Consider the following 645-nt stretch of genomic DNA (forward strand, 5'->3'; position numbering starts at 1 on the left):
CCGGCCTCGCCCCCGGACTGGCCATGCCGCCCCCGCCGGCACCAGGCGAGGAGCTTCTCGACGGCCTGCCGGGGTGGGGCGCCACCGCGACCCGGGTCGGAATGTTCCGGCTCGTCCCCGTCGTCCCGGAGCGGGACCTCGCCCTCCTGACCGGCTGGATGAACGATCCGGAAGTCGCCGAGTTCTGGGAGCTGGACGGGCCGGCCGAGCGGACGGAGGCCCATCTGCGGGCCCAACTCGACGGCGACGGACGCAGTGTTCCCGTACTCGGCACCCTCGACGGCCGCCCCATGAGTTACTGGGAGGTCTACCGCGCCGACCTCGACCCCATCGCCCGCCACTACCCGTCCCGTCCGCACGACACCGGCGTCCACCTGCTGCTCGGCCCCGCCGCCGACCGCGGGCGAGGCACCGGCGCCGCCCTGCTCCGGGCGGTCGCCGAGCTGGTCCTCGCCCATCGTCCCCGGTGCGGCCGGGTGGTGGCCGAGCCGGATGTCCGCAACGTCCGTTCGGTCGCCGCCTTCCACCGGGCCGGCTTCCGCACGCTGCAGGAGGCCGAACTCCCCGACAAACGGGCGGCGATCGTGGTCCGCGACCGCTGACCCGCGCAGCGCCGTCCGCCCCGCCCCGGCCCTCGCCCCACAG

Annotated in this window: 1 protein-coding gene; it reads left to right on the forward strand. The window is 76.0% G+C overall.

From position 1 onward, the window contains the following. Positions 1-23 precede the first annotated feature (23 nt). A complete protein-coding gene (locus E0D90_RS25930) occupies positions 24-602 on the forward strand; it encodes a GNAT family N-acetyltransferase (protein ID WP_227870525.1) in 579 nt (192 codons plus the stop codon). Positions 603-645: the final 43 nt, after the last annotated feature.

The sequence above is a fragment of the Streptomyces otsuchiensis genome, from assembly GCF_004305975.1.
GTDB classification, from domain to species: domain Bacteria; phylum Actinomycetota; class Actinomycetes; order Streptomycetales; family Streptomycetaceae; genus Streptomyces; species Streptomyces otsuchiensis.

Excerpts from the sequence above, each read along its gene's own strand:
- E0D90_RS25930 (WP_227870525.1), top strand. The coding sequence starts at position 24 with ATGCCGCCCCCGCCGGCACCAGGCGAGGAGCTTCTCGACGGCCTGCCG.